This is a genomic window from Shewanella acanthi (genome assembly GCF_019457475.1).
In the GTDB taxonomy this organism is placed as follows: domain Bacteria; phylum Pseudomonadota; class Gammaproteobacteria; order Enterobacterales; family Shewanellaceae; genus Shewanella; species Shewanella acanthi.
Genome location: NZ_CP080413.1, coordinates 700,305 through 722,285, shown reverse-complemented (window position 1 = coordinate 722,285; position 21,981 = coordinate 700,305). Strand labels below are relative to the sequence as shown.

Here is a 21,981-nt window from a genome sequence, read left to right as displayed (position 1 = left end):
ATGACAGAGTTATCTGCTTTTATGTCGCTTTGGGTATATAATATCGACTCTTAAAACTGACTGCGCAGCCGCGCCTAGAGAACACCATGATTAACAACGATATTCTGCGCCGCCTGCGCTTCGTATTTGATTTCAACAATGCCAAAATGACTAAAATTTTTGCCCATGTTGGAAGAGAAGTTCCTACCGAAGAAATGATTGCTCTGCTTCGTAAGGAAGAGGAAGAAGGCTATAAGGCCTGCAACGACACTACACTTTGTCAGTTTTTAGATGGCTTGATTATTGAAAAACGCGGATTACGTGAAGGCGCTGAAATCCCTAAAGCAATTTCGCGCCTCAACAATAACCTGATCTTCAAAAAATTACGCGTAGCACTCGAAATGCGTGAAGAAGATATTCTGGCGACCCTAGCCCTTGCTGAAGTTGACATGTCAAAATCCGAGTTAGGAGCACTGTTCCGCAATCCAGACCACAAAAACTTTAAAGCTTGCGGCGATCAAATCCTGCGTAACTTTATCCGCGGATTATCGTTAAAACTGCGCGGCGTATAACAGCAAACCGCGATTAAATCGCCTAAATGGCATAAACGCAGCTCAGGCTGCGTTTTTTGTTATTAATTCTGCATTCAAACGGCGCCAAACACCTCAAATCCTTTTACAAAAGATTAACACAAGCCCGTTTTAAACACTGACTTACATCCTTGCTGTAAAAAAAACCACAAATAGCGCACTCCATGGGCAACAAAGATCACATTTCGTGATAATCTTACGTGACTCAAAGCACGTCTCAAGTACGTACAAAACCATTTAAACAATAACTCAAAGGTTTCCCATGGACGATAATAAACGCCCCATATATCTTCCGTTTGCTGGTCCTGCCATTCTTGAAGCCCCATTGATTAACAAAGGCAGTGCATTTACTGAAGAAGAGCGTATTTTCTTTAACCTCGAAGGCTTGCTGCCCTACGCGATTGAAACAATCGAAGAACAGGCGTCCCGTGGCTACGATCAATTCAGAAGCTTTAACAACGATCTCGACAAGCACATCTACCTGCGAAATATTCAGGACACCAACGAGACCTTGTTTTATCGTTTAGTGCAAAACCATATCTCCGAGATGATGCCCATCATCTACACGCCGACCGTAGGTTTAGCCTGTGAGCGTTTCTCTAAAAACTACCGCCGTAACCGTGGTCTGTTTATCTCTTATCCAAATAAGGACAGGATTGAAGACATCCTTAACAACTCTACCCGCCAAAAAGTAAAAATCATCGTTGTGACCGACGGTGAGCGCATATTGGGCTTAGGCGACCAAGGTATTGGCGGCATGGGGATCCCAATCGGTAAACTGTCACTTTACACCAGCTGTGGTGGTATCAGTCCGGCTTATACCCTACCGATCACCTTAGATGTGGGTACCGATAACCAACAGTTACTCGACGATCCTATGTACATGGGGTGGCGCCACCCCCGTATTGGCGGTGAAGAATATGCCGAATTTATCGAAGCCTTTATGCAAGCTGTCCACATTCGCTGGCCTGACGCACTGATCCAATTCGAAGACTTCGCGCAGAAAAATGCAATGCCAATCCTTGAGCGTTACAAGGATCGCTACTGCTGCTTTAACGACGACATCCAAGGCACAGCTGCCGTAACCGTTGGCTCATTACTCGCTGCTTGTAAGGCCGCAGGCACAGAGCTCAACAAACAGCGCGTGGCGTTTTTAGGTGCAGGTAGCGCAGGTTGCGGTATTGCCGAAGCTATCGTTGCCCAAATGGTGTCTGAAGGCATAAGCGATGAACAGGCTCGCAGCCAAGTTTGCATGGTTGACCGCTGGGGTTTACTGCTAGACAACATGCCTAACCTGTTGCCATTCCAGCAAAAATTAGCGCAAAAATGTGCCAATATCAGTGACTGGAATAACTTTAGCGATAATATTTCACTGCTCGATGTCGTGAACAACGCTAAACCAACAGTACTGATTGGCGTGTCTGGTGCACCGGGTCTGTTTACCGAAGAAATTGTCCGTGCGATGCATAGCCATTGTGAGCGTCCCATTATCTTCCCACTGTCAAACCCAACCAGCCGCGTTGAAGCGACACCAAAAGACATCCTGCATTGGACTTCAGGTCAGGCACTGGTTGCAACCGGCAGCCCGTTTGAGCCTGTGGTAGTCGATGGTGAAACCTACGAAATCGCCCAATGTAACAACAGCTTTATCTTCCCAGGCATAGGCCTTGGTGTACTCGCCTCCGGTGCCCGCCATGTGTCGGATGAGATGCTAATGGCATCGAGCCGTGCGCTAGCAGAGTGCTCACCTTTAGCCATCGATGGCACGGGTGCATTATTGCCGAAGCTGGAAGATATCCATACCGTCAGTAAACATATCGCCTTTGCGGTTGGTAAAGTCGCTATTGAACAAGGCCTCGCGTTACCTTGTAGCGATGAGCTGCTAAAGCAGGCAATTGAAGATAACTTCTGGACTCCAGAGTACCGCCGCTACAAGCGCACTTCATTCTAATCTGCTTTAGGCTTACATGGGATTTCCCAAATAAAAAGCCCGTCGTAGACGGGCTTTTTATGATTGGTTCAAACTCGCTTAAGGTGCCATCACTTGTTTGAAGCTATTTAGCATAGAACGATCGGTACGGGCTTTCTTCAGTTTACGAATGCACTCTTTTAGCGATTCATCGGCTAAGCGGCCAAATACACCATCATATTCCTGCTCATTAATTGCTTCATCCGAATCGGCCTGTTCCGAGATTTGTTGAGCTACACGGCTTAATTGCAGCCAAGCATTGGCAATATAAAAACCATGGAACTCCGCCTGTGGCATTAATTTTTGAGCACTGGCGGGCAACGCCTCCCAAGCCGCAGCAAACTTGCCTTCACGGTCGAGTAACAACTCTGCACATAAGCCCTTGTAAGCCTCTAACAGGCTTTCTGGCATTTTTGCCATAGGTAAAACTTTATTGGCAACGTTGTGAGAAATGCGCTCGGCAGTTTCGCGATATTCAACAGATACTTCAGCCATCATTATTCTCTCAATTTAAGCGACCTAAAACTGGCCACTAATGTACAAACCATATACCCCATTATGGGCTAAAGGTGTCACTGTTACCCCTTGATAGGGTTCAGTAAAATACCATCCTGCAAGCGCACCAATTGCGGCGCCTGCAAGCACATCTTCAACATAATGCTTATCGCTCTCTATACGGGTATAACCCACGTAAGATGCGGCAAAATAAGCGGGTAATCCATATTGCCAACCATAACGCTGGTGAATAAAGGTTGCCGCCATAAAGCTGTCCGAGCTATGACCAGACGGAAAAGAATCGTCACCACTGCCATCGGGTCTATCCTTGCTGACCCCAAGTTTAAACCCCTCGACTATCACTCGACTCGAGACTGCGGCCTTGAGTAATTGCCAGCTACCCTCATTTCCCTCTTCATAGAACAGAGTTGCTCCAAGAGCCGTTGCTGGCAACAGCAAATGCACTACATCACCCGAGGTTTCGGTGTCATCACTGTTTGCGAAGCTCATCCCCGTGAACATGAATAGGCAAAAGCAGAGTAGTTTTTTCAATGGTTTTCCTTCCCGACTCAGCTCCAAAGCTGTCGTTTATACCCTGATAGCAAAGTGAAAGCAAAAAATCCAAACTTGCTATGTGAACAATTGATAATCAATTTATGCTAAGCTAATGATTAGCTGCGTGTTTAAGTTCATGAAGGATTAGCTAACTTGTTACAACGCCTGTATATATTGATTTTGTCATCGCTACTCCTGTCATTGACACTGAATTTAGCCTTTGCAGAGGACAAATCTCAGGCCGACAAAATCATTGCGCAATTCGAAAATGGCGATCCTATGGTTCATGGGGAAATCGCTCAGAAACTTGCGCTTCTTCGTCAACTGGTATCCAAAGATGATGCGCTTCGAATGGAGAAACTCAAGGCCTTAGAGTGCTGGAATCAAGCCGCAGATTCCGATGCCGCTATCAAAAAAGCAATTAGTAACAGCGCCCAAGTTCTCGACAATCCTCCCCCCAGCGCCTCAACTCATTACCTTATCGATATGACCCTTTGTAATGCTTGGTTTTTGCAGATGGATGGCGATATCAACGCTGCGATGGCAGCTTATACCCAAAGTATCAAACGCGCCTATGATACCGAAGATATCAAGCTGATCGCAGACTCCCGCAGTCTCCGCGGCGCCCTGTATTCTTATATTGGCGACTTCACCTCAGCGCTTAACGATTTAGTCACAGCCCAAGACTTATACGAGTCACTTAATCTCACCAGCTGGGCCAATATCAATCTCGCCGATATTGCCAATAGCTTTAGGCGTTACGGCGATCCCCAGAGCGCCATTCGTTACTACAAAAAATTAAAAGATCTGTATGAAAAAAATGGCAATGAGCTGCAACTGATTTATGTCACCACCGACATGGGACTTGCACTCGATGAGTTGGGTGAGCATCAGCAGGCAATAGATAACTTCTTGATTAGTTACAAGTATCAAAAGGATCATAAGCTCACCATGGAAGCGGCGGTATCAGCCACAAACATCGCCTATAGCCTACTTAAACTCAATCGTCTTAATGAAGCCGAGCGTTATTTGGTTGAGGCAGATAAAGTCATTAGCGATCAGGATCCCGCCGCCTACAGCTTTATGAAGCTATTTATGGGTGAAGTTAAGTTTAAGAAAGCCCAATTTGCTGAAGCCTTAATTGAATTGGAAGAAGCTGAAAAAGCCTTTGTGGCCGAGCAAAATGAACGTGGTCAAGCGCAGCTATTACAACTTAAAAGCGAGGTGCTTTCATCACTCAATGATATGCCCGCCGCCTACGCGGCACTCGAACAGTACGTGACCTTAACCAAAAAAATTGACAATAACTCATTAACTAGCCAAACCAATGAATTAAAAGTTAAATTTGATACAAGTCGTATTGAGTTAGAGAACAAACGACTACTCGAAAACCAGAGCCATAAAGAACAAGAAATGGCCTTACTCGAACGAAATAAGTCGCTGCAATACATCATCCTATTGTTAACGGGCTTTAGCCTCGCCATCGTCTCCATCTTTGCCTATAAACTGGTCCATCGTAACCGCGAGTTACAAACAGTAGCACTGACAGATCACCTGACTAAGCTGCCAAATCGTCGCCATATCTACAGTAAGGCAGAAGCATTTTTCCTGCAGGCCATCAAGCAGCGCAGCCCCTTTTCGGTGATCATCTTCGATGCCGATCATTTCAAAAAAATTAACGACCAGTTCGGCCATGAAATTGGCGACCACGCGCTGATAGCCATAGCAAATGCTTGCCTCGCACTCTATGGGGATAAGCAGATCGTTGGCCGAATTGGCGGCGAGGAATTTTTGGTATTACTGCCAGATACCGAAGAGCAAATGGCAAATAAGCACGCCATTGAACTACAACAAAAAATCAGCCAAATCGCGGCCGAGACATTACCCGAAGATCTCATACTTACCATCAGTGCAGGGGTCGCAACCCTTATTAACAGTGGTTCCTCGCGGGATGAAAATATTGATGAATTGGTGAAACGGGCAGATTGTGCACTCTACGAAGCAAAAAATGCGGGACGTAATTGCGTAAAACTCGCAAAATCCCACGCCACCTGAGTTACCATGTTAACGGCCAGAGTTATTGACTAAAAGTCTGGAACTCTTTGATATCGTGCAAAAGCTTAAAGCGGTGCGACTCGCCGACAGAGTTATCGATTCGATTATTTGAGTAAAAACCTCAACTCGACCCAAAGCTGCTATCATAGGCAGATAGTTAAACGTCATCCCCTGCTTGCCCCATGTCAAATACAATGAATCCTGAACCCCATTACCCAGAAACCACCGTTCTCAATCAGCTCGCCTCGCAAATCAAAACCTGGGGAAAAGAACTCGGATTCGCCCAAATTGGTATCAGTGATATCGACTTAACGGCGGAAGAGCCAAGATTACAAGCCTGGTTAGATAAGGGGTTTCACGGTGAAATGGCCTATATGGCGAGCCATGGGATGATGCGAGCACGTCCCGCTGAGTTACATCCAGGAACGCTTAGGGTGATTAGCGCTCGAATGGATTATCTACCGCCAGAAGCTGGCTTTGCCACAAACCTTGCCGATCCTAACCTTGCCTATATTTCCCGCTATGCGGGCGGGCGCGATTACCACAAGTTAATTCGCGCTAGGCTTAAAAAGCTTGGCGATAAGATTACTGAAACACTGCAAAAACAAGGGTTCAATAGCACCGACTTTAGACCCTTTGTTGATTCTGCCCCCGTATTAGAGCGCCCTTTAGCCCAAAAAGCAGGAATAGGTTGGACGGGCAAACACTCGCTGCTTCTTAATCACAATGCAGGCAGTTGGTTTTTCCTCGGGGAGCTGCTCATAAACCTCCCGCTACCCATAGATGCGCCCATTAAAGAAGACTGCAATACCTGTGTCGCCTGTATCACGAGTTGCCCAACCGGGGCTATCGTTGAGCCCTATATTGTCGATAGCAGACGCTGCATTTCCTATTTAACCATTGAGCATCAAGGCAGTATTCCTGAAGAACTACGCCCACTAATGGGCAATCGTATCTATGGCTGTGATGACTGCCAATTAGTGTGTCCCATTAATCGGGAATCCCCACTCACCCATGAGAGTGACTTTCATATTCGAGCTAAGTTAAAACAGCCAGAACTCTTGGCCCTATTTGCTTGGAGCGAAGCAGAATTTTTAACGCAAACCGAAGGAAGTGCTATTCGCCGAATTGGGCATGAACGCTGGCTTAGAAACATCGCTATTGCACTAGGCAACGCCCCTACTTCGTTAAAAATCATGGAAGCTTTAGAGGCCAAACGTACCCAAACTGGGATAACAGATTTAGTGATTGAACATATAGACTGGGCTTTGACACAGCAACGACAAGCTTTGGCCCTTGAAACGAATCGTAAAACCCAACGCCTTATCCGCGTCATCCAAAAAGGACTGCCAAGGGATGCCTAATCATTAATTGGGCTGATTGAGTGAGCATAGTCTTTTTCTAATTCAAGCTCGCTCAGTAAAGCCACAGGATTTGCAAGCAAAGTCGGTACAGACGTTGCGCAAATAACAAATTTTACCCTTGTCTTACCGATTTTGACACCTCCCTCGTTGAGAGGCTCACCACGGTAAATAATTTTGCCTCCGAGACGTTTATGTACCTGCCAATCCTCATTAATAAAAGAATAGCCAAGATACCAATCGATTTTCTGCTGTTCACTGAGTAAGGATGTCACAAGTTTCGCTAGATAAATATACAAGGCAAGATCGCTGGCATAGGAACTAAAGACAACCAATACCTTACCCTCCAATTCAGACTCAAATGCTTCCTTAAACTCCGTTTGATAGATGCCTTCAAATAACTTAATGACTTCGTTGGTATTCGCTACAGCATAGGCGAGATGACCCACTAGATTTTGTTCGCGGAAAAATCGATAAATACGCACAGAATCGAACTCAATGGCGGATAAATTAATCTTTCCAACATTAGCTTCAACATCTGTTGAATACATATTTTTATTAAAATTAATCAGTTGGTTATCATTCAAAAAATTTTCAAGTTGGTCAGATATACTAAAGGTAAAGCTCGGTAGCTCATTCCGATAAGGTTTATCCGCATAGGCTGGGATACGACTATAGCGATGCTTTAACGGCGCTATAATCGACTCGGATGAAATCGATGGCAAAACTGCATCGAGGGTAAATTTTATCCCTAATTTTCTGAGAATGTAGATTTGATTGGCGATAGAGGGAGCACTGATACCTCGCTCCCAACGACTAATAGTCGTGATATCGATTGACTCTCTTCCGCTAAAACTAAGCAAAATCTGCGCTAAATCCTCTTGGCTTAAAGCGTGCGCCTCCCTAAAACCTTTAATCAAAACCGAAAACATCTACCAAACTCCTTATCGCGCCCTTAATGCCCCTTTAATCATTAACCATATTCGTGATAAAGACGACACAATAAGAAAATATCATACTTAGATCGCATCATTATAGGCATCACTAAATTAATAAAATAACAGATTGCCATGTTTGTAAATTCTTATTCACGTAAAATTATAACGAACAAGATTTGCTCTAAATTAGAATTTGAAATTTATCAACCTTCCCAAAACAAACCTTTTGGCTAGGAAATATTCAGTCTAAATAATGTTTAAAAAGCTAAAACACTTACCTACACGGCAGAAGATACAAAAGTCATTATAACAAATCCACCTCATTATAGCCTCGACTATTAATATGGTTAAGTTATTGATTTTAGCTTTGAGAGTGTCGAACAAAACTCGACAAAGCAAACAAAAATCATGCTTCATTTAATCTGACTCAAAAATAAATTGAGCAAAATGATTTGACCTCAAGGTAAGCGCTAATGAATAACTGTTATGTGATAAAAAATTGGCAAGATTTTGAACTAAGTAAAGATACCGTCAGCTTTAAATCACAAAAAATATATAATGCAAAACTGGAGAATGTGGCTGAAGAGATCCTCTTCAATGCAGGCGCCTTTCCGGCGGATGGGATTCTTAAATATTGCCAGCTTTTTTTCTCCCACCCCGCCTATATTGAACAGTTAGTTATTGCGGCGAGACAGAGAGCTATCGAAGCTAAATTAGACCGAGTATTTATCAATATTGAGCAGCAAACGCTTTGCGATCAGTGGAGTATTGCACAATTAATCCGCCTCAATAGCACCTTAAGAAATCATCATTGTGAGCTAGTGATAGAAGTCACCGAGCGACTGACCTGCGACAAATGTCAACGACTAGAGCAAGGTTTAAAAACCCTCAAAGCCGCCAATATTACCCTCGCACTTGATGATTATGACCTCCAGCCCCACGGCTTACCTTTTAGATTAGAGTTCTTTGACATTATTAAGGTCATTAGCCCTAAAGCTGAGCTGCTTAGCCAGCTAGAAAATGAACTGATTTCAAACAATCAGCTCAATCAAAAAGAAATTGTCGTAGAAAGTATTGAGGAGAAACCACAACTAGAGCAACTGCTTGCAGGAAAATTAGACCGTTCTAAATTATCGTTTCAAGGATATTTACTTCATATACCAGAACCATTTTCACATTCAAACGCTTGTAATACCAACGCAGGAATAAACAAGTAAAAAATTAAAAATATATACTTATTAATTATTGGTGTAGCTAATGAGAAAAATTATCCTCGCGAAATATATAATCCCAATCATTCTCGCCATTGCCTTTACCTTGATGTATAGCGGTGCCTTCTACTTTTACGACCAATACAAGAAAGAAGATGCTTATCAGATGATTAATAGTCGTATTCGCGCAATTGAATCCCTAGATACAGTGTTCTTCCGTGACGATATCAAGCTTGTTGCAAACAAAGACATTGTTGGTGGCTGCACCCTATTTCAAAACGGGCTTCGTTTACGTGGTGATAAAATCACTAACCATATCAGGGATGAGCAAACTGAGCTCTCGGCAAGAATTTGTAGCTATTTAACTGCGCTGCAAAACATTCGCCTCACCGGCGCGATGGAAAACACTTATATGGGTTTTAGTGAGGCCGATGCACAGTCAAGTTATGGCGATTCCTTAATGACAAGCAATAATTTCCCCTTACATTACAAGGATGATACGCTTTACACCCCCTTTACACTCAAAACATTTGAACTGTCCTTCGTCAATGTCGGCATTAAACGAGTGATATATGTAGATAACAGTATTTTACCGCACTTCAATTTGCCAAGTGGGTTTGCCAATCCATTTAACCTCGACTTTACCATGAACGAAGTCATGGATTTTAAAGCTTATGCCAATGCAATAAAAAACGCAGAATATGAGCTTTCCCCTTGGAAGTTATTGATTATATTCATCCTATTTAACTTGTTGGTGTTTGTTGTCTGGAAGCTGCAAATAATCAGTATCTACCGTATCCGAGCGAGGATGGAGTTTAATAATCTAATAAAAAACAAAGGCTTTATTCTTTTTGAAATCGATAAAACACAAGCCACTATTATGTATTGCTCGGAGAGAGAAAATTTACGTGGACTTCAACTGACCTACTACAGCGCCTTTGGTGTTGAGATGGATCATTACGATGAAAATACCCGTTTTATACAAATCCGGGGCGATGACTTTTGCGAGTACTATCGTCTAATTGAGATTGAATACTACCGCAAGCCGACCCACACTCGGGTGGCGCTAAATGACAAAAAAATATTCGATGTGATCACCTATTACAAAAATAACCATACTCGGGATGCACTGACAGGCTTGCATAATCGTACTGCATTGAAATCCTTGATAAAGGAATATCAACACTCAGAAAGTAAAGTACTTATGGTACTGGTCGATTTAGATAAGTTTAAGCAATTTAATGACACCTATGGTCACGACTTTGGCGATACACTATTGGTACATACCGCTGACTTTCTTAGAAAAAACTTTAGTCGTGAACAGGATACGGTATTAAGAGTAGGCGGAGAAGAGTTCTTACTATTGTTTAATATTGAGTGCAATGTTGACCTCGCAGCTTTTATTGCCTCAGTAAAGAAACGCATGATGAGCTTTAACCAAGAAGCAATCTCGCTATCGGGCGGACTAACAATTTGGTACGCAGAACATGAAACCTTCGATGCTGCCCACAAACGCGTTGATCAATTGCTATACCAAAGTAAACACAACGGCCGTGCTCAGATCACAATAGACCCAGAATTAGCATGGTTGTTATCAGAGTCAGCAAAAGTTAACCCTGAGCCCGAAAGCAAAACAGCAGGCGAGCAATTAGCCGAAATTACTGAGGATTCTACCATTCCATCAAGAAGAAAATCCGATGCCATTGAGCAACAGGACTCCCTAGCAACAACGTTGGAAAATAAACCTAACTTAGCAAAATTGGCAGAAAACTATTATCAAAAACTAAAAAGCATTGCCCAAAGTACAACTCTGTAAGCACAATTAAAGTCACCCTAGGGTGACTTTTGGGAAGATATAAGCGCTATTCGCCTATAGGGCATAAAGCCCTATTTCACACTCCGCCGGCACCAAAAGCTTCAGCATAGATTTGCGTCTCAGGCACACCATGGGCTTTTAACTCGGAAATGTAATGACGCATAAATGGCAGAGGGCCACAGAGATAGTACTCAGCTTCGAGCGGCGCCGAAGGGAGAACATCGGCAATGGCAAAAGGTGCTGTTCGCGCATACGCTTCATCTGCCTGCGGCTTGTCATAAAAATAATGCACTTTGGCGCCTTTTTCAGCAAAAGCATCGCTCACGGACTTAAAGGCATGCACTTGGCTATTTCTGGCTGAGTGCACAAAGTGGATTTCACGCTGCCCCTGCTGGTGCAAGGTTTTGCCAATGGCAATCATCGGCGTTATCCCCACACCACCACTGAGCAATACAACAGGTCGGTTAGACTGCTGTAGGTAGAACTCCCCACCAGGGGCAGATAATTCCACTAATTGACCAACATCATAATTAGCGTGCAATAGGTTTGAGACCTTGCCCTCTGGCGTTGTTTCACTAGCGCCTTGACGCTTCACCGAAATCCGAAATTGATTCGCACCCGCCATATCGGACAAACTATATTGGCGAGGTTGATATATCCCAAGTTCTTCGACATAGACACGCAGGCTAATGTATTGTCCAGGTTGATAATCAGGAAGGCTACCACCATCAATAGGCTGCATATAGAAGGAGGTAATCTCGGCACTTTCAGCCTGTTTTCGAACGATACGAAACGGCCTCCAACCACTCCAACCACCTGCTGCATCCACACTTTGTTGGTAAAACGAACTTTCTAAATCAATAAATAACTCTGCTAACTTTCCATAGGCTGCAGCCCAAGCATCGATGAGCTCAGGAGTTGCCGCATCGCCAAGCACCTCTTGAATACTGGCCAGTAAGTGTTTGCCCACAATCGCATAATGCTCAGCGCGGATCCCCAAGCTCACGTGCTTGTGCGCGATTCGCTCTACGACAGGGAGCAATACAGAAGGATCGTCAATATGCGATGCATAGGCCAAAACAGCCCCTGCAAGGGCCTGCTGTTGCTGTCCTGCCCCCTGATGCCCCTGATTAAAAATATGCTTAAGCTCAGGATTATGGTTAAGCATGCGTTGATAGAAATGTGTGGTTAACGCCACCCCACTGCTTTGTAGGACGGGTATCGTGGCGCGAACAAGATCTTTTTGCTGTTCATTCATCAATTTCAACTCCTGAAAATAAGCGTGTCATCATGGCATTGTGAAGCATAGACAGTTAATCGAGTGCTGTATAACTGGCGGTTTGCTTTCACGCCCATTAGAATGGGTTGCCCAATGTCTAACCTATAACCAATTACTTGATATATATAGAAATGATTGTTATAGCAAGGTGAGTTCAACCTTAAAATTCAGGTTGAAAATCCCCCATCAGAGAACTGTTCAATATGTTATTTACTGTCGATTTTAGTCATTAAAATGAAGAGTAACAGTTACAACATGGCTTATCGAACAGCTTAAACAGTTGATGGGTTTGAATCGCCATCGATATGCTAGTGATCTTGGTTATATTTGAGCCCCAAATGACTGAGATCTCAGTTATTAAGGTCATTAACTACTTATCTGCCTAAAAATAGGAGCCTAGTCATGCTTGAATAGGCTCCCAACTATTATGTTATTCTCTTCCCTTTTGTAGCTCATTAATCAACTCACTAAAGTCGTGAGTATCAGCCTTCTGCACTGGAGGATATTCCTGTAATGTCTTGATATGCTCCATTAATAGCTCTTGCACAGGTTCGTTTAACCACTGTTTGCGCTGTAGAGCTTGTGAACGATCGAGCGTTGAATAGAAAGATTCGTATGGATCCATATGTAAATTGAATATCACTGGGAATTTTTGTTTTACATATGGTTCATAATAGTTTTCACTGGTTTCAAAGTTCAGCTTCCATTGTTTGTAGCGTATGGCTTTAATGCTGGATTCGTAATAATAGATATAACTATCTCGAGCGCTCTCTTTTGTTTTACCAGCCCAATAATCCAGATTATTTACACCATCAATATATTGTTTTCGCTGTTTTAGCATTTTTTCACGTACATCAGGCGCGCCTGCTGCTGCGGCTAAGGTAGTAAAAATATCCATATGCGATTGAATGCCAGTTCTAATTTCACCAGCAGGAATATGGCCCGGCCAGCGGACAATCATAGGAACTCGAACCCCACCCTCATACGTGGTCATTTTCTCACCACGGAATGGCGTTGTACCTCCATGTGTTTTAGCGCTGTGTTCAGGGCCATTGTCAGTAGAGTAAACAATGATCGTGTTATCAAGTACTCCCATCTTCTTCATGGCGTCCAGTAACTCACCAACTTGCATGTCATGTTCCATCATCCCGCTACCGTATGCATCATGCTCGGTATTTGTGTCGGCGGCTAAGTAACGTCGCGATTCTCGAAGGTGGGTAAACATATGCATACGACTTGTATTTAACCAAACAAAAAATGGCTTATTACTTTCTTTGCTTTGTTGCATGAAATTTTGTGCCGCTGCGATAAATTCATCATCAACGGTTTCCATACGTTTGGTTGTCAGAGGGCCTGTATCTTCGCACTTTTGTTTACCCACTACGCCAAAGCGCGGATCCTCGGTTTTATCGACCTTATCGGTAGCATAACAATGTAATACCCCACGGGTACCAAACTTTTCCTTAAACTCAGGATCTTTGGGATAATCATATTGCTCAGGTTCTTCTTCAGTATTTAAATGGTAGAGATTACCAAAGAACTCATCGAAGCCATGCACTGTTGGTAAATGCTCATTACGATCGCCAAGGTGGTTTTTACCAAACTGACCACTGCGATACCCCAACTCTTTAAGTGCTTCAGCTAACGTTGGCGTCTTCTCATTGAGTCCTAGTTTTGCACCTGGTCGTCCAACGGTAGTCATACCGCTGCGGATAGGATATTGACCAGTAATTAGAGCGGCTCGACCAGCAGTACTTGAAGGCTGAGCGTAATGCTCTGTAAACATAATACCTTCTTTAGCCAGCCGGTCGATATTTGGAGTCTGATAACCAATAACCCCTCGTCCATATGCACTGACGTTAGTCCAACCGACATCATCAGGGAAGATAATCAATATATTCGGTTTATCTGTTTCTGCAGCCCTTAAAGTGGGAGCGATACTCATTGATGCCATAAGAGCCGTAGCTAGCAATGTTTTTTTCATTGAAAGGTACCCTATTGAATTTACTTATTTTGAAAAATGACGGATATGGCCGTATCGTGATAAGCCTTCTTTGTTTCGTTATACGACCTAACATTAAAGAGTATTAAAATTTTTAAAACACAATGTTTTCAGAAATAAGGATAGACCAATCAATGATTGTTATTTTGAATAATAAGAAAAATTTTTAAACCTAACGTCTTGTTAACTTTGGCCCGTTTGTATAACTCTTCATTATCGTAACTGTATAGGTAAAACAGACTTTGCTTTGTCTTAGAATTCAGCGGCACTACTGTTGAAACCGACGATCAGATTATCATCATCGACTAACCAAGTGAGCAACCGAGAAGGAACCCTGTCATAAAACAACTCATTGCAAAATATACAACTAAGCCTTATTTACCGTGGTTCAGTTACCTGTTGGATTGCGGAGGAAGCCATCGCTAAAGGTCAAGGACTAGCAAAGCAAGGCATAAAAGACAGACCGCAATTAATGAATAAACTGCACATCACTGCCGCGATCATGGTTAAGCGTATGTTTGCCATTCATCTACAAGCATGACAAGGATTTATTAATTATTTCAACTCGCAAAACTGTCACTGATTTACCCATATTTCCCTTATATCAGCAAACGCGAAAGAACCTCAAAACCCAAACACCTTACAACATTTCACATTGAGCGATTGATAGATGCCAAAGGGCTTAAAGTCATAGGTAAGAAGAAATAGGCAGTGAAAAGTTTGGTACAGATAGCAAACGGCAAATCTCGATTAAGAGCGACTCATACAAGTTGATTGCACCAGAGTTCGGTAATCCAGTGCCACTGATGTTGAAGTGTAATCCAATTTACTCGAACAGAATCGAAGTTAAATCCATACCTTTTAGGTGATTCAGTAATTGCTATGTTTAGGAAAATAGTGGCTGAAAGGCCTATTAGCAATTGAAACCGCTGCAGAATTTTATCCCATATGGGAGCAAAACTTTCTCTGCTATTGGTTGGAACTTGCGGTATTCACTATCACTGTATCGGCAGAGTGACACGCAAAACGGGAAATATCAGCAGAAAGGTTACCTATCACACTGAGCATTCTTGACTACACTGAGGCACAAGCTGGAAATGCCTTCCATGCTTGTTGCGCTAATGCAGTCTTAAAGAAGGAGTAATATCCATGTCAGGATGGTATGAGTTAAGTAAAAGTACTAATGGGCAGTTTAAGTTTGTACTCAAGGCAGGGAATGCGGAAACGATACTCACAAGTGAGCAATATACCGCTAAAAGTGGTGCGATGAATGGGATCGAATCGGTGCAAACCAACTCGCAAATCGAAGAACGCTTTGCCAAAGAAGTCGCCAAAAACGACAAGCCCTACTTCAATCTCAAAGCCGCTAATCACCAAATCATTGGCACCAGCCAAATGTATGCAAGTACAGCCTCTAGGGACAACGGAATTCGGTCTGTGATGGATAACGGCAAGACGACCACGATTAAAGATTTAACCTAGCGAAACGGGTGCCAAGTGGTGGAAAAAGATGAGCGTGAACGCGCCATTGAAAGCAGGATTATGATCGGTAAGTATCTAACAATGCTGGATTTTAGATACAAAAAAACCGACTTAATGTCGGCTATATGTATGGTACCAGAGGACGGACTCGAACCGTCACGCTTTTAAGGGCGGCGGATTTTGAATCCGCTGTGTCTACCGATTTCACCACTCTGGCACAACTTTGGAGCTTCAAAAACTTTGCAAATCTTTGCAAGGCTTTTGCGTGTTAATTTAATCAACTTAACACTAGATTTCAACAGCTTAGTGAACTTTATACCGAAGACGCTGTGATTTTTGAATCCGCTGTGTCTACCGATTTCACCACTCTGGCACAACTATTTGTATTAGAACCAACATTTGAATGTTTTGGCGCTAAGTGCAGGGAATTATACCCTTGCTTATGACAATGGCAAGCCCTTTTCGGGACCAGCTCCTCAAATTAGATTTAACCGCTCAAAAATCCAACTCCCTAGGATTTTGGCTTTATTCGGCGCCATGGGCGAGTAAAAACTGAGTGTATTCCCTATCGCTTTTTTGGATATGGTTAACGAGCCAAGATTTTAAGAAGGCCATCAATTCATCGGCAACATCTTCCCCTTTCGCAACCCGGCGCTGAAAATCTAATACTTGGTCAACAAGCTTAGTGTGTTTTTCTTTATGTTCAGCGGTTTGAGGGTAACCAAAACGGGCGAAAAGTTCTTCTTCATAGGAGAAGTGGTTAGCAGTGTAATCCACTAGCCCCTGGACGATACGCTTAATGGCTTCAAGCCCGTAAGACTCACTCAAGGTACGATGTAATTCATTGATAAGGTTTATTAATCTTTGATGCTGACGATTAATTTCTGGCATTCCAATATCGAGATCTGGGCCCCACTTTACAAACTGCTTGTTCAGCTCCTTACTGTTGGAAAACATTGCGGCATCAACATGGAATCGATGCAGCAGCGCTCCAATTTCCTGGGACATATTGTAAACCTTGAGACTCGATAAATTAGTGTGATTAGTATGACGCGCATTTGTGAGTGCAAGCTCGGCCATCACACTGATATTTTTATTAATCTCCTCGGCAACAGCATGTTGCTCTTCTGAGGCTGTTGCAATTTGGTGGGACATATCAGTGATACTTTCAACCTGAGTCACAATATTACCAAGCGCTATATGTGCCTGGTCCACCATTACCGCGGTTTCCTCGGCGATCACCACATTGCGCAGCATTACATCCACACCTTGATGGGCACCCTGCTGCAGAGCAGCAATTTGCTGCTGGATTTCAATAGTGGCTTCTGAAGTACGTTTAGCAAGGTTTCGTACTTCATCTGCAACCACCGCAAACCCCCGACCGTGCTCACCTGCCCTAGCACTCTCAATTGCCGCATTTAATGCTAACAGGTTCGTCTGCTCAGCAACTTGGGAGATGGTATCGATAATGCTGCTGATATTATTACTGTCCGCTGCAAGATGTTCTATGACTTCTTTAGTCTGATGGATTTGCCCTGTCATCTCGGTAATTTTCTTAACGATATCCCCGATCAACGCATCGCCATGTTTAGCTGAACCATGTGCAATATCAGCAGCTTGGGCAGTATTGGCTGCATTTTGTGACACTTCCTGCACCGTCGACACCATCTGTGTCATTGCTGTGGCCGCAAGCTCAGTTTGACGCTCCTGCTCGAGCACTCCAAGTTTTGCCTGCTCACTGATATCTTTGATATCCGAGGCCACTTTTTTCATCCAATCACTGGTTTCAACCAGAGATAAAATAGTACGACTCACATCTTCACCCATCCGGTTGATGCTATGGACGACCTTTTTAAATACACCAGCGTCTTTTTCATCGAGTTGATAACTTAAATCACCATCGCCAACATGATGGGCAGCATGCTCGAGTAACCCTAAGTTACGAATAAGCTTATTGATGTTGAAAATAAGAATCCCCCCAAGGGCAATCAGACAACCAACCGCCACAAAATCATGGCTCATGGCAAGGCAATAGAGGGGATAGATCAGTAAAATAAGTGGGGCAAAAATCGAACGATAACCCATAGTTCCCTTATTTGTTTGCTTTTTTGCCATGATTGGCTCCCTTCAAAAACGGTATTACAAGACGCTGATTAAGTATTCTCACCAAATAGCGGTTGGCGACTTTTGCAAATTCACTCTAAAGACTAGCCATTAAGCCGATAAGGCACAAAAAATTCCCCGATGAGATGCTGGTACTTGGTAAAAACTAGAGGCCCATCACAGAGTTAACAGCTGGTTGCCGAAATGTTTTTAATTGTCAATTTTTTATTGATCAAGATCAGTATTTAATCCGGTTATGCGGGTTAATTTTAAGGGGACTTCACGGATAAGAGGATTTTAATCATGGCATTTTGGCTAGATTTAATGTTTGGTAACCCAGTAGGATTACTCTCAATGATTGTCATCTTCAGTACGATAGGGATTATTTCATATATCACTTGGATGTTTGTGGTGAAGTCAGCCCAACATTAGTAGTTTTGCTTCCAATTGTTATTCTGTTCATTGTAAAAATGCACGTCATTATGGGGGTTTAACCACCCCCATTTTTTATATCCACATTCCAACGCATTCCAATTTACGCGGCATGTTTACGCGTCTGCACAACGCCATTTAAAAATTGTGGGCGCGCCTTAATAAGGTGCTGCATTTCCTCTTGGCTTGGTTCGCCTGCAGGCAAACGCAACACACCTCGATTGAGATATGAACGCGCTTTCATCGAAATTTTAAAATCCGCCGTAGGACCTTGAATGGCGTAATGACGTTCATTGCCTAAATTTTCAAGAATACAGGCATTTTGTAAGCTTTTAACCGCAGGTTCATTTTGCGGCAATGTCAAAATCGTCGCGCCCTGGAGAAAAAACTCGCGCAATAATGCCCGCTCGGCGCGATCTAATAAATTGATTTTGGCTTCGATGGTCTCCGTCATGCGCTTATTACTGAGATGGCGAATAGACTCATCTAACCCAATGTTTAACAGCTGTGTCAAAAAGTAGGCAATCGCGATAATAAGCCCTAAGCCCACAAAATGTGCGTGCTCTGGCACAAACTTGTCTAATGCGAGTGCGCTCAATAGGTTAGTAGGCATAGCCAATAACACGCTGCAGCTCACCATTAGCCATAGCATGATACGAAACATGATTTTTTTAGGACTAAAAAACTTCACGGCATCCAGTTTTAGCTTCAACATAGCGTTATCCCAGCGACAATAAATTGAACTTACTCCAGCAACTAGCAAGCTTAATGCCAAATAAGAGTTAATTTCAGTGTCATAACCTACAACTAAAACTCGATAATTCCGATTAAAGCTAAAAACAAAAAACCACAGCCTAAACTGTGGTTTTTTGCTAAAACAATTGAGAATCATATACTCAATTTAATCAATTGTATTATCTATTGTTCTTCATTCGCAATTTGAGTCAATCGCGCTAATACTCGGCTTGCAGCCACAAAGCCAAAGGTCCCCGTCACCATAGTCACAGCGCCAAAACCCGAAGCACAATCCATGCGCATGCTGCCATCTGCCGCTGCTTTAGTACTGCAGACCGAACCGTCGAACTGGGGATACACTAATTGTTCACTTGAAAATACCGCATCAACTGCAAAGCGGCGCTGCACATTTTTAGAAAAGTTATATTCTCGGCGCAAAATATTTCGCACTTTGGCGAGCAGTGGATCCTGATAGGTCTTCGCTAGATCAGTCAATTGGATCTGGGTTGGATCCGTCTGACCGCCGGCGCCGCCGACAGTCACTATCTTAATTTTCTGACGTTTACACCAAGCAATTAACGCAGCTTTTTGCTTAACGGCATCAATACAATCAATGACATAATCAATATCACCGCCAGCCGTTGGACCGAGTAAATGCTCACCTAAGTTATCCAAGGTAATAAAGTCTTCGACTTCATTTACTCTGCAGTCAGGATTGATGTCGCGAATGCGCTGCGCCATCACGGCAACCTTAGAGTCACCAATCGTTGGGGCCAAAGCATGAATTTGACGATTAGTGTTCGTCACACAGATATCGTCCAAATCGATAAGGGTTATTTGGCCGATGCCACTGCGTGCTAAGGCTTCAGCCGCCCAAGTACCAACGCCGCCAATACCAATTACCACTACATGGGACTTAGCAAATTTCGCCAAGGCTTTTTGTCCATATAAACGGCCAATTCCACCAAAACGGTTTTGATAGGCTTCAGTCATTAATACTTACCTTTACTCTTTAACAACAGCTGCCCCTGTTAAGGTTGGACATAATCATCCACTGCAGCATGACACAAAACGGCGCGGCGAATTCTATACGAATTAGCTTAAAAACCGAAATCAATCTCTCAAATTGCATTATTAAGGCGTAAATCTGACTGGATGACTGCCATTCTGAAGCGTGGTTAAGACCACATATAGAGTCAAAAGCCACCATATTTAGCTTAAATTGACGACAAATAAGCAATTAATGACTACGACTATAGTCTATGATCTCGCATCTTCCCTTGGGATTCCATTTGTGTTTAATTAAAATTGGCTTCATCGCTAAAAGTACAAAATACCGCTCTAACAATATAATTTTAAAAGCAATTACCAAGATTAACTTACGTTAATATTTTGTTTTTTACGTCCTAACCTCCTTTTTAAAGTCTTTAATGCCAAAACTCCAACCAATGCAAGCATTTATGACAAACTTGCTACAACATTAGTATATGCTACAGTTAGCCACGCCGAGTCACTTAAGCCAAGGCGCTGCATCTACCCCTTTAGTAGTAAGTGATTAATACTGTTTTGCTACTTTCGCTCCGAATTGCGGTTGAGATACAAGGAAGTGTCTTAAAAAACCCCGAATGCGGACAAGGAGAGCCAAAAACATGATCTGCGACACAGCCTGTGAGTCGTAAAACTGTAAAAATCGGCGGCAACATTGTTACTGATCCCAGTAACATATGTGTAAAACCACACAAAAAACCATGAAAAATGGATATGAACTTAGGTTCAAAGGGAGCACGAAACATGAAAAAGACATTCATCTCTGCATCAGTTGCATCAGTATTAGCACTGGCTTCATTTGGCGCGCTAGCCGATGGCCCAAGCTTCTACGGTCGTTTAGAATTAGCAGTCACTGCAACTGATACCGGCGCCACGCTGCAGTCTGGCACCAGTGGTGTAGGCTCTAGCTATGCTGACGAGAACAATGCTGGTACTTATTTAGAAAACAACTTCTCAAACGTGGGTGTTAAAGGTACTGAGAAGCTTGCTGACGGTTATGATGTTGTTTATCAAATGGAATTCCAAGTTGAAAACACATCTGGTAATGGCGCTTCTAGCCCATTCAAAGCTCGTAATACTTTTCTAGGTTTAAAAACTAACGCAGGTACTGTGTTAGTGGGTCGTAACGACACTGTATTTAAACAATCTGAAGGTGGTGTGGATCTGTTCGGTAACACTAACGCCGATATCGACCGCTTAGTCAGCGCGCAAACCCGTAGTGCAGACGGTGTATGGTACTACTCGCCACGTATTGCTAACTTAGTGACGCTAAACGCCACTTACCTGTTCGATGACAACGCAAATACAAGCGATAGTCAATATGCTCTTAGCGCGACGCTAGGTGATAGCAAATTTAAAGAACAAAACTACTATGTAGCCGTTGCCTATAACAAAGGTATTTCTGGCTATGATGCATTCCGTACCGTAGGCCAAGTAAAATTAGGCAACTTTAAGCTGGGCGGCCTATATCAAAATTCTGAAAAATCAGCTGATAGTTCAGTTGATGGAAACACTTACTTTGTCAACATCGCTTACGATCTGAACGGTGTTAACCTGAAAGCTGAATACGGCTTCGATGATACTGGTTTCGGTAACTACTACAATAACGTAAATACGATTGGTAAAGACGCAGACGGTAAAGCAATCATTGTTAAGGGTATTGATATCAGCGTTCACAACTTTAACGTAGGTGCTGATTACCGTTTATCTAAGTCGACTATGGTGTATGGCCAGTACTCTCTGTACAAAGGAGACCATGAAGTTGTTGCTGGTACTAAAGTTGATTTACAAGACGACAACGTATTCTCTGTAGGTGTACGTTACGACTTCTAATATCCTCTAAGGATAAAAGTGAACAAACCTACCCCGAGGGGTAGGTTTTTTTATGCCTGAAATTCCACTCTTCTATGTCATAAAAAAGCCATCTAAGTG

18 protein-coding genes and 1 tRNA gene are annotated in these 21,981 nt (G+C 43.1%); 10 read left to right on the top strand and 9 right to left on the bottom strand.

Annotation, left to right across the window (positions count from 1 at the left end):
- Nucleotides 1-86 precede the first annotated feature (86 nt).
- Entirely contained in the window at nucleotides 87-551 is a 465-nt protein-coding gene (locus tag K0H61_RS03205; RefSeq protein WP_220051327.1) for a YehS family protein, read from the top strand.
- A gap of 280 nt (nucleotides 552-831) precedes the next feature.
- Complete coding sequence (locus K0H61_RS03200; RefSeq protein ID WP_220051326.1) at nucleotides 832-2,520, top strand: NAD-dependent malic enzyme; 1,689 nt, start codon at nucleotides 832-834, stop codon at nucleotides 2,518-2,520.
- Nucleotides 2,521-2,598: 78 nt separating this feature from the next.
- On the opposite strand, the gene K0H61_RS03195 is transcribed toward K0H61_RS03200, so the two are convergent.
- Together K0H61_RS03195 and K0H61_RS03190 are read right to left on the bottom strand one after the other, a co-directional pair.
- Nucleotides 2,599-3,033: a DUF3069 domain-containing protein gene (locus tag K0H61_RS03195; RefSeq protein WP_220052432.1), complete on the bottom strand. Its 435-nt coding sequence runs from the start codon at nucleotides 3,031-3,033 to the stop codon at nucleotides 2,599-2,601.
- A 24-nt stretch (nucleotides 3,034-3,057) separates the two neighbouring features.
- Nucleotides 3,058-3,585: a phosphatase PAP2 family protein gene (locus tag K0H61_RS03190; protein WP_220051325.1), complete on the bottom strand. Its 528-nt coding sequence runs from the start codon at nucleotides 3,583-3,585 to the stop codon at nucleotides 3,058-3,060.
- A 156-nt stretch (nucleotides 3,586-3,741) separates the two neighbouring features.
- On the opposite strand from K0H61_RS03190, the gene K0H61_RS03185 reads away from it, so the two are divergent.
- Together K0H61_RS03185 and queG are read left to right on the top strand one after the other, a co-directional pair.
- Entirely contained in the window at nucleotides 3,742-5,643 is a 1,902-nt protein-coding gene (locus K0H61_RS03185) for a tetratricopeptide repeat-containing diguanylate cyclase (protein ID WP_220051324.1), read from the top strand.
- Between the two features lie 182 nt (nucleotides 5,644-5,825).
- Nucleotides 5,826-7,007 (top strand): tRNA epoxyqueuosine(34) reductase QueG, encoded by a 1,182-nt coding sequence (gene queG / locus K0H61_RS03180; RefSeq protein WP_220051323.1) that lies wholly within the window; start codon nucleotides 5,826-5,828, stop codon nucleotides 7,005-7,007.
- Here the strand turns inward: queG and K0H61_RS03175 are convergent.
- Nucleotides 7,004-7,936, bottom strand: a complete 933-nt coding sequence (locus tag K0H61_RS03175; RefSeq protein ID WP_220051322.1) for a helix-turn-helix domain-containing protein — start codon at nucleotides 7,934-7,936, stop codon at nucleotides 7,004-7,006. The genes queG and K0H61_RS03175 overlap by 4 nt on opposite strands.
- Nucleotides 7,937-8,415: 479 nt before the next feature.
- Between K0H61_RS03175 and K0H61_RS03170 the strand changes: the two genes are divergently transcribed.
- Together K0H61_RS03170 and K0H61_RS03165 are read left to right on the top strand one after the other, a co-directional pair.
- Nucleotides 8,416-9,159: a YuxH family protein gene (locus tag K0H61_RS03170; protein WP_220051321.1), complete on the top strand. Its 744-nt coding sequence runs from the start codon at nucleotides 8,416-8,418 to the stop codon at nucleotides 9,157-9,159.
- A gap of 40 nt (nucleotides 9,160-9,199) precedes the next feature.
- The gene (locus K0H61_RS03165; protein WP_220051320.1) at nucleotides 9,200-10,969 is read left to right on the top strand and encodes a GGDEF domain-containing protein; all 1,770 of its coding nucleotides are present in this window, start codon (nucleotides 9,200-9,202) and stop codon (nucleotides 10,967-10,969) included.
- 76 nt (nucleotides 10,970-11,045) lie between these two features.
- Here the strand turns inward: K0H61_RS03165 and hmpA are convergent, their stop codons facing one another.
- Nucleotides 11,046-12,236, bottom strand: coding sequence for an NO-inducible flavohemoprotein (gene hmpA, locus K0H61_RS03160; RefSeq protein ID WP_434086600.1), 1,191 nt, complete (start codon nucleotides 12,234-12,236; stop codon nucleotides 11,046-11,048).
- A gap of 442 nt (nucleotides 12,237-12,678) precedes the next feature.
- Entirely contained in the window at nucleotides 12,679-14,232 is a 1,554-nt protein-coding gene (locus K0H61_RS03155; RefSeq protein WP_258405998.1) for an arylsulfatase, read from the bottom strand.
- Between the two features lie 370 nt (nucleotides 14,233-14,602).
- On the opposite strand from K0H61_RS03155, the gene K0H61_RS03150 reads away from it, so the two are divergent.
- Nucleotides 14,603-14,791, top strand: coding sequence for a transposase (locus K0H61_RS03150; RefSeq protein ID WP_220051318.1), 189 nt, complete (start codon nucleotides 14,603-14,605; stop codon nucleotides 14,789-14,791).
- Nucleotides 14,792-15,399: 608 nt separating this feature from the next.
- Complete coding sequence (locus K0H61_RS03145; RefSeq protein WP_220051317.1) at nucleotides 15,400-15,732, top strand: YegP family protein; 333 nt, start codon at nucleotides 15,400-15,402, stop codon at nucleotides 15,730-15,732.
- A gap of 130 nt (nucleotides 15,733-15,862) precedes the next feature.
- Here K0H61_RS03145 and K0H61_RS03140 read toward each other — a convergent pair.
- Nucleotides 15,863-15,949, bottom strand: a tRNA-Leu gene (locus K0H61_RS03140).
- A gap of 308 nt (nucleotides 15,950-16,257) precedes the next feature.
- Nucleotides 16,258-17,847 carry a bacteriohemerythrin gene (locus K0H61_RS03135; protein ID WP_220051316.1) on the bottom strand — a complete coding sequence of 530 codons (1,590 nt, stop codon included), beginning with the start codon at nucleotides 17,845-17,847 and terminating at the stop codon, nucleotides 16,258-16,260.
- A 291-nt stretch (nucleotides 17,848-18,138) separates the two neighbouring features.
- Between K0H61_RS03135 and K0H61_RS03130 the strand changes: the two genes are divergently transcribed.
- The gene (locus tag K0H61_RS03130) at nucleotides 18,139-18,267 is read left to right on the top strand and encodes a DUF3149 domain-containing protein (protein WP_220051315.1); all 129 of its coding nucleotides are present in this window, start codon (nucleotides 18,139-18,141) and stop codon (nucleotides 18,265-18,267) included.
- 103 nt (nucleotides 18,268-18,370) lie between these two features.
- Here the strand turns inward: K0H61_RS03130 and K0H61_RS03125 are convergent, their stop codons facing one another.
- Nucleotides 18,371-18,982, bottom strand: a complete 612-nt coding sequence (locus K0H61_RS03125) for a superinfection exclusion B family protein (protein WP_220051314.1) — start codon at nucleotides 18,980-18,982, stop codon at nucleotides 18,371-18,373.
- Between the two features lie 203 nt (nucleotides 18,983-19,185).
- Complete coding sequence (tcdA, locus tag K0H61_RS03120; protein ID WP_220051313.1) at nucleotides 19,186-19,995, bottom strand: tRNA cyclic N6-threonylcarbamoyladenosine(37) synthase TcdA; 810 nt, start codon at nucleotides 19,993-19,995, stop codon at nucleotides 19,186-19,188.
- A gap of 798 nt (nucleotides 19,996-20,793) precedes the next feature.
- Here tcdA and K0H61_RS03115 point away from each other — a divergent pair.
- Entirely contained in the window at nucleotides 20,794-21,882 is a 1,089-nt protein-coding gene (locus tag K0H61_RS03115) for a porin (protein ID WP_220051312.1), read from the top strand.
- Nucleotides 21,883-21,981: the final 99 nt, after the last annotated feature.

What these genes read in the sequence shown, in the direction of transcription:
- tcdA (WP_220051313.1), bottom strand. Translation starts at nt 19,995, where the DNA reads ATGACTGAAGCCTATCAAAACCGTTTTGGTGGAATTGGCCGTTTATAT.
- K0H61_RS03155 (WP_258405998.1), bottom strand. Translation starts at nt 14,232, where the DNA reads ATGAAAAAAACATTGCTAGCTACGGCTCTTATGGCATCAATGAGTATC.
- K0H61_RS03125 (WP_220051314.1), bottom strand. Translation starts at nt 18,982, where the DNA reads ATGTTGAAGCTAAAACTGGATGCCGTGAAGTTTTTTAGTCCTAAAAAA.
- queG (WP_220051323.1), top strand. Translation starts at nt 5,826, where the DNA reads ATGTCAAATACAATGAATCCTGAACCCCATTACCCAGAAACCACCGTT.
- K0H61_RS03135 (WP_220051316.1), bottom strand. Translation starts at nt 17,847, where the DNA reads ATGGCAAAAAAGCAAACAAATAAGGGAACTATGGGTTATCGTTCGATT.
- K0H61_RS03195 (WP_220052432.1), bottom strand. Translation starts at nt 3,033, where the DNA reads ATGGCTGAAGTATCTGTTGAATATCGCGAAACTGCCGAGCGCATTTCT.
- K0H61_RS03130 (WP_220051315.1), top strand. Translation starts at nt 18,139, where the DNA reads ATGGCATTTTGGCTAGATTTAATGTTTGGTAACCCAGTAGGATTACTC.
- K0H61_RS03145 (WP_220051317.1), top strand. Translation starts at nt 15,400, where the DNA reads ATGTCAGGATGGTATGAGTTAAGTAAAAGTACTAATGGGCAGTTTAAG.
- K0H61_RS03170 (WP_220051321.1), top strand. Translation starts at nt 8,416, where the DNA reads ATGAATAACTGTTATGTGATAAAAAATTGGCAAGATTTTGAACTAAGT.
- K0H61_RS03200 (WP_220051326.1), top strand. Translation starts at nt 832, where the DNA reads ATGGACGATAATAAACGCCCCATATATCTTCCGTTTGCTGGTCCTGCC.
- K0H61_RS03175 (WP_220051322.1), bottom strand. Translation starts at nt 7,936, where the DNA reads ATGTTTTCGGTTTTGATTAAAGGTTTTAGGGAGGCGCACGCTTTAAGC.
- K0H61_RS03115 (WP_220051312.1), top strand. Translation starts at nt 20,794, where the DNA reads ATGAAAAAGACATTCATCTCTGCATCAGTTGCATCAGTATTAGCACTG.
- K0H61_RS03205 (WP_220051327.1), top strand. Translation starts at nt 87, where the DNA reads ATGATTAACAACGATATTCTGCGCCGCCTGCGCTTCGTATTTGATTTC.
- K0H61_RS03165 (WP_220051320.1), top strand. Translation starts at nt 9,200, where the DNA reads ATGAGAAAAATTATCCTCGCGAAATATATAATCCCAATCATTCTCGCC.